The 5,641-nt window shown below is 73.7% G+C and carries 7 protein-coding genes and 5 tRNA genes; 6 read left to right on the top strand and 6 right to left on the bottom strand.

The features are described 5' to 3' along the window. Nucleotides 1-598 (top strand): phosphotransferase (locus ACFXA3_RS33575; protein WP_385193118.1); only part of this gene is annotated, 598 nt, incomplete at its 5' end. A gap of 65 nt (nucleotides 599-663) precedes the next feature. Continuing rightward, a complete protein-coding gene (locus tag ACFXA3_RS33570) occupies nucleotides 664-972 on the top strand; it encodes a zf-TFIIB domain-containing protein (RefSeq protein ID WP_054220673.1) in 309 nt (102 codons plus the stop codon). 117 nt (nucleotides 973-1,089) lie between these two features. Here ACFXA3_RS33570 and ACFXA3_RS33565 read toward each other — a convergent pair. The 5 genes from ACFXA3_RS33565 to ACFXA3_RS33545 form a co-directional block, all read right to left on the bottom strand. Continuing rightward, a tRNA-Val gene (locus ACFXA3_RS33565) sits at nucleotides 1,090-1,164 on the bottom strand. 39 nt (nucleotides 1,165-1,203) lie between these two features. Continuing rightward, nucleotides 1,204-1,275, bottom strand: a tRNA-Val gene (locus tag ACFXA3_RS33560). Nucleotides 1,276-1,294: 19 nt separating this feature from the next. Further along, nucleotides 1,295-1,366 (bottom strand) — tRNA-Val (locus ACFXA3_RS33555). Nucleotide 1,367: 1 nt separating this feature from the next. Next, nucleotides 1,368-1,441: transfer RNA gene (locus tag ACFXA3_RS33550), tRNA-Cys, on the bottom strand. A 39-nt stretch (nucleotides 1,442-1,480) separates the two neighbouring features. After that, nucleotides 1,481-1,553: transfer RNA gene (locus tag ACFXA3_RS33545), tRNA-Gly, on the bottom strand. Nucleotides 1,554-1,733: 180 nt separating this feature from the next. On the opposite strand from ACFXA3_RS33545, the gene ACFXA3_RS33540 reads away from it, so the two are divergent. The 3 genes from ACFXA3_RS33540 (at nucleotide 1,734) to ACFXA3_RS33530 (ending at nucleotide 4,580) form a co-directional block, all read left to right on the top strand. Next, nucleotides 1,734-2,789: a chorismate-binding protein gene (locus ACFXA3_RS33540; RefSeq protein WP_385193116.1), complete on the top strand. Its 1,056-nt coding sequence runs from the start codon at nucleotides 1,734-1,736 to the stop codon at nucleotides 2,787-2,789. 16 nt (nucleotides 2,790-2,805) lie between these two features. Next, entirely contained in the window at nucleotides 2,806-3,627 is an 822-nt protein-coding gene (locus ACFXA3_RS33535) for an aminotransferase class IV (RefSeq protein WP_385193113.1), read from the top strand. A gap of 128 nt (nucleotides 3,628-3,755) precedes the next feature. Further along, entirely contained in the window at nucleotides 3,756-4,580 is an 825-nt protein-coding gene (locus ACFXA3_RS33530) for a GNAT family N-acetyltransferase (protein ID WP_385193110.1), read from the top strand. A 12-nt stretch (nucleotides 4,581-4,592) separates the two neighbouring features. Here ACFXA3_RS33530 and ACFXA3_RS33525 read toward each other — a convergent pair whose 3' ends face one another. Continuing rightward, nucleotides 4,593-5,102, bottom strand: a complete 510-nt coding sequence (locus ACFXA3_RS33525; RefSeq protein WP_385193108.1) for a DsbA family protein — start codon at nucleotides 5,100-5,102, stop codon at nucleotides 4,593-4,595. 180 nt (nucleotides 5,103-5,282) lie between these two features. Between ACFXA3_RS33525 and ACFXA3_RS33520 the strand changes: the two genes are divergently transcribed. After that, on the top strand, nucleotides 5,283-5,641 hold a 359-nt coding region (locus ACFXA3_RS33520; RefSeq protein WP_385193106.1), incomplete at its 3' end, for a hypothetical protein.

The following is a 5,641-nucleotide window of genomic DNA, read 5'->3' as shown; positions in this document are numbered from 1 at the left end:
CCCCACCGCCGACGGGGCCGTCCCGGCCGCCGACGGGCCCGCCGGGGCCCGGGGAGCCGCGGGGGCGCGTACGGGGTCCGCCCTCGTCCCCGGCCCTGCCGAGGGCCGCCCGGCCGGGGACCTCGTCCGGGCCGCGGCGCGGACGCTGCCCGCGTGGGTGCGGGGGGAGGCGCCGGCGCCCCGGGGCGGGGCGCTGTGTCACGGGGACCTGCACCTCGGGCAGTTGGTGCGCGGGCCCGGCCCCGGCGGGGGCTGGCGGCTCATCGACGTCGACGACCTCGGCATCGGGACCCCCGCCTGGGATCTGGCCCGGCCCGCCGCCTGGTACGCCGCCGGCCTGCTCGACACCGGCACCTGGGTCACCTTCCTCGACTCCTACCGCGCCGCCGGCGGGCCCGCGGCCGGGCCCCCCGGCTCCGATCCGTGGCCGGAACTGGACCTCGCGGCCCGGGCCCTGACCGTGCAGACCGCAGCCCTCGCCCTGGCCAAATCGGTGGAAAACCACCGCCGACTCGACGACGTGGAACGGCTGATGGTGGAATCCTGTGCCCGAATTGCCTCCCTCCCGCCCGACTTGGAGGCGAACGCTCCGTCGTAGGGTGAGCTTCACGCCACCGGGCATGCATCCGGTGGCGAAGCAGACGGCGAGGAGTTGATCCGGTCATGCAGTGTCCGAAGTGTCACGCGATGATGCACACCTACAACCGCAACGGCGTCCAGATCGAGCAGTGCAGCGGCTGCCGCGGCATCTTCCTGGACTACGGCGAGCTGGAGGCCCTGACCCGCATGGAGTCCCAGTACACCGCCGGACAGTACGGCCAGGTCCCGCCGCCGGCGGCGCCCCCGGCCCCGTACCCGGTCCAGCACGCCGCCCCCGCGCCCGCCTGGGGCGCCCCGCACCACGGCGGCCACGGGCACGGTCACCACGGCCACCACAAGGGCGGCTTCGCCCGGATGCTGTTCTCCTCCTGAGGCGTACCCGGGGCCCCGTTCGCCGGGGCCCCACCCGCGCCCCGGCGCCGACTCCCCACGGGGCGGAGCCCGTACGACGCAGAAGCCCCGACCGTCGAGACGGCCGGGGCTTCCGGGTGGTGCGCGATACTGGGATTGAACCAGTGACCTCTTCCGTGTCAGGGAAGCGCTCTCCCGCTGAGCTAATCGCGCGGGACCGCGGTCGAAACCGCAGATGGTGCGTGTACTGCGTGCGCGATACTGGGATTGAACCAGTGACCTCTTCCGTGTCAGGGAAGCGCTCTCCCGCTGAGCTAATCGCGCGGGGATCCTTGCGGATCAGTGGACGATACTGGGATTGAACCAGTGACCTCTTCCGTGTCAGGGAAGCGCTCTCCCGCTGAGCTAATCGTCCTTGGAGGTGGAGACGGGATTTGAACCCGTGTAGACGGCTTTGCAGGCCGTTGCCTCGCCTCTCGGCCACTCCACCATGGAGCTGCAGGGGTTCTCGGGAAGATCCCCCACTTCGAGCGGACGACGAGACTCGAACTCGCGACATCCACCTTGGCAAGGTGGTGCTCTACCAACTGAGCTACGTCCGCAGGTCACCGTGTTCGCTCCGGGGTTTTCCCCCTTCGCTCCCTGGCGACGTGTTGAACTCTAGCGGATTCCCGGGCCAGCTCAAAAACGCGTTTCCGCAGCGTGCTGCCGCTCGATCACCACCGGTCACCCGGCGGTCACCTCACCGGCGCCGCGGCGTCACCGGTCATAGACTCGCAGCCGTGCACGACCTGCTTCCCCTGGCCCGCTTCGGCGGCCTCCTCGCGACCGACCTCCGTGACGTCACCGGCGACCCCGCCGCCCTCGACTCGGCGGGCTTCTGGGCGGTGTCCGCAGACTTCGAGGGGCGGCTGGTCTGCGCCCGCTTCGGCGACGTACGCCCCGACCCCGTCCCGGCGCCCGTCGCCGGAGCCTGGCGCGGGCCCGCCGCCGACCAGTGGTCCTCCTCCCTGGACCGCGCCGCCTACACGTCCGGCGTACGGCGCATCCGCGAGTACATCGCGGCGGGCGAGGTCTACCAGGCCAACCTCTGCCGCGTGATGTCCGCGCCGCTGCCCGACCCGGACCGCGCCGACGTCGACGCCCTCACGGCGCTGCTCGCGCGCGGCAACCCGGCCCCGTATGCAGGAACGATTCGCCTCCCGGCTCACGGCGTGGAGATCGCCACCGCGTCCCCCGAGCTGTACCTGCGCCGGGCCGGCCGCCACGTGGAGTCCGGCCCCATCAAGGGCACCGGCCGCACCGCCGCCGACCTCCTGCCCAAGGACCACGCCGAGAACGTGATGATCGTGGACCTCGTGCGCAACGACCTCGGCCGGGTCTGCTCCACCGGCTCCGTCGCCGTCCCCGAGCTGTGCGCCGTCGAGGAGCACCCCGGGCTGGTCCACCTCGTCTCCACCGTCACCGGCGAACTCGCCGACGGGGCGGGCTGGCCCGAGCTGCTCGCCGCGACCTTCCCGCCCGGCTCCGTCACCGGCGCGCCCAAGTCCTCCGCCCTGCGGATCATCGAGGCCCTGGAGACCGCCCCCCGCGGCCCCTACTGCGGGGGCATCGGCTGGGTGGACGCCGACCGCGGCACCGCCGAGCTCGCCGTCGGCATCCGCACCTTCTGGATCGACCGCCAGGGCCCCGGCGGCGCGCGCCTGCTCTTCGGCACCGGCGCCGGCATCACCTGGGGCTCCGACCCCGAACGCGAATGGGCCGAGACCGAACTGAAGGCCGCCCGCCTGCTCCGGGTAGCGTCGGGAGCCCATGAGGTGACGGGTACCCCTGGGTGAGCGGAGGGATCGTACGGTGAGGATCTGGGTCGACGGCGCGCTGCGGGACGCCGGCAGCGCACAGGTGTCCGTGTTCGACCACGGGCTGACCGTGGGCGACGGCGTGTTCGAGACACTGAAGGCGGAGCGCGGGACGGCCTTCGCCCTCACCCGCCACGTGGACCGGCTGACCCGCTCGGCCCGCGGCCTCGGCCTGCCCGACCCCGACGCGGACGAGGTGCGCCGGGCCTGCGCGGCCGTGCTGGAGGCCAACCCGATGCCGCTCGGCCGGCTGCGCATCACGTACACCGGCGGAATCTCCCCGCTCGGCTCCGACCGTGGGGACAACGGCCCCACCCTGGTCGTGGCCGTCGGCGAGACCACCCGCCGGCCGGACACCACCGCCGTGATCACCGTGCCCTGGGTCCGCAACGAACGCTCCGCCGTGGCCGGGCTGAAGACCACCTCGTACGCCGAGAACGTGGTCGCGCTCGCCGCCGCGGCCCGCGCCGGGGCCTCCGAGGCCCTCTTCGCGAACACCGTCGGGCGGCTCTGCGAGGGCACCGGCTCCAACGTCTTCGTGGTCCTCGACGGCGAGCTGCACACCCCGCCCGTCACCTCCGGCTGCCTCGCCGGGATCACCCGTGCCCTGGTCGTGGAGTGGGCCGGGGCCAAGGAGACCGACCTGCCCTTCGAGGCACTGGAACAGGCCGAGGAGGTCTTCCTGACCTCCACGCTGCGCGACGTACAGGCCGTCCACCGGGTCGACGGGCGCACGACGGCGGCGGCTCCCGGGCCGGTCACGGCCGAGGCGATGAGGACCTTCGACGCGCATGCCGGAGCCGACCTGGACCCGTGAGACGGGCGGCGCGGGGCAGGCAACGGGCGGCGCTGGGCAAGTAGCGGGCGGAACGGGCGGCGCGCGGCGGCCGAACCGCCCGTTTATTGGCTGTCGCAGGTGCCCGCGGGGCGGGTAGAACTCGATTGATGACCACCACCCTGCGGCCGAGCGGGCCGCTTCAGCAGAGCACCGGGGGCGCGCGGTCGCGCCCGTACGAGATCCGCGTCAACAGCAGGCGCGTCGGCGCGCTGCTGGCCGCCTGCGACACGCCCTTCGGGCCGACCGTCGGCGAGATCCGCGACCTCACCGTCGACGAACCGGACCGGCGGCGCGGGCGCGCCACGGTCGGGGCGCTCGCCGCCGAGGAGGTGCTGCGCGGCTGGGGCTGCCGCCGCGTGCGGGTCTCCGTACCCGTCGCGTCGGCGGGCGGCCTGCGGATGGCGCGGGCGCTCGGATACACCGAGTACAGCCGCAACATGGCCAAGGACCTCCCCGCGGAGCCGCCCGGGCTCCGCGAGGGCGTCGTCGGACGTCCCATGACGGAGGCCGAGTACGAGGTCTGGATCGTCCGGGCGATCGACGGCTACGCCGAGGACTGGACCAGCCGCGGTCTGTCCGAGGAGGCGGCCCGGGCCAAGTCGGTCGCCGACCACGAGCGCCAGCTGCCCCACGGACTGGCCACCGAGGGCGTCGCCCTCCTCGTCGTGGAGGCCGGGGGCGTCCCCGTGGGCCACGTGTGGGTGGCGCCGGTGGGGGAGGGCGCGTACGTCTTCGACGTCGCGGTCGCCGAGGAGCACCGCGGCCGGGGCCACGGCCGGGACCTGATGCTGCTCGCCGAACGCGCGGCCCTGGCCGGGGGCCACCGCGTCCTCGGACTCCACGTCTTCGCCGGCAACACCCCGGCCCTGCGGCTCTACGAATCCCTCGGCTACCGGACGACCGACGTCAACTTCACCAAGGAACTGATCTAGCCGACGACCGGCTCAAGGGGTGTCGGCGCCGGCGGCGAGCAGGCGGTCCGCGATCTCCTCGATGCGGGCGCGCAGGCCGTCCTGGCTCTTGCCGCCGTCGAGGCGCTCGCCGTCGATCACGTACGTCGGGGTGCCGGTCACGCCGATGGCCTTGCCCTCGGCCTGGTCGGCGTCGACGATCAGGATGTGCCGCCCGTCGATCAGCGCGGTGTCGAACTCCTCGGCGTCGAGGCCGAGTTCACGTGCCACGTCCAGCAGTACGGCCTCGCCGCGCTCGCCGAGCTCCGCGGTGCGGGCCAGGACGGCCTCCACGTACGGCCAGGCCTGCCCCTGTTCCGCCGCCTCCTCGGCGGCCTGCGCCGCGGTGAAGGCGTGCTTGTGCTTCTCCAGCGGGAAGTGGCGCAGCCGGATGTCCAGGCGGTCGCCGTAGCGGGCCCGCAGGGCGCGTATGTCGTCCAGGGCGCGGTGGCAGTCCGGGCACTGGAGTTCGCACCAGACGTCGAGGATCACGGAATCGGTCATGCGACCAGTGTCCCAGCCGCCGGGCACCGGCACCGAAACGCACCCCTGACCCATCCCCGGGGAGGAGGCGCGACCCCGAATTTTCCCGGAGACGGCCGCCGGATCCCCCGTGGACATGGCCCGTACGGCGCGGCCCGGTGCAGGATGGAAGGGACGGAACGCCCACCCCTGGAGGACCGCATGCTTGCCGAGACCATCTGTTCCGCGGTGTCCGCGGCGGGCCTGGGGATCGCCGCGGTGGCCGCGTACCGCAGGCGCTTCCTCACCGCCACGCGCATCGCGGCGTACGCGCTGGTGCCGGTCGCCCTGGTGCTGACGGGCCTCGTGGAATGGGTGTCCGGGATCGTGTTCAACCCGACCGTCTGGGCGGGCTTCGGGCTGCTCGGCCTGTCGTGGGTGCTGTTCATGACCACGCGCGCCATCGAGCGGCGCGGCGTCGGCGCGGGGGAGAAGCCCGCGAAGCCGGCCGAGGCCGCCCGGGGCGGCCGCGGGCAGGACGCCGTGGCCCCGGCCGCGCCGGCCCCCTCACTGGGTGCGGG

Origin of the sequence: Streptomyces sp. NPDC059456 (assembly GCF_042750055.1) — a bacterium.
GTDB lineage: Bacteria > Actinomycetota > Actinomycetes > Streptomycetales > Streptomycetaceae > Streptomyces.
Note: the sequence above shows the minus strand (reverse complement) of the source record. Positions and strands in the feature narration are given on the sequence as shown.

Coding starts and splice junctions, on each gene's coding strand:
- ACFXA3_RS33570 (WP_054220673.1), top strand. CDS start 664: ATGCAGTGTCCGAAGTGTCACGCGATGATGCACACCTACAACCGCAAC.
- ACFXA3_RS33530 (WP_385193110.1), top strand. CDS start 3,756: ATGACCACCACCCTGCGGCCGAGCGGGCCGCTTCAGCAGAGCACCGGG.
- ACFXA3_RS33525 (WP_385193108.1), bottom strand. CDS start 5,102: ATGACCGATTCCGTGATCCTCGACGTCTGGTGCGAACTCCAGTGCCCG.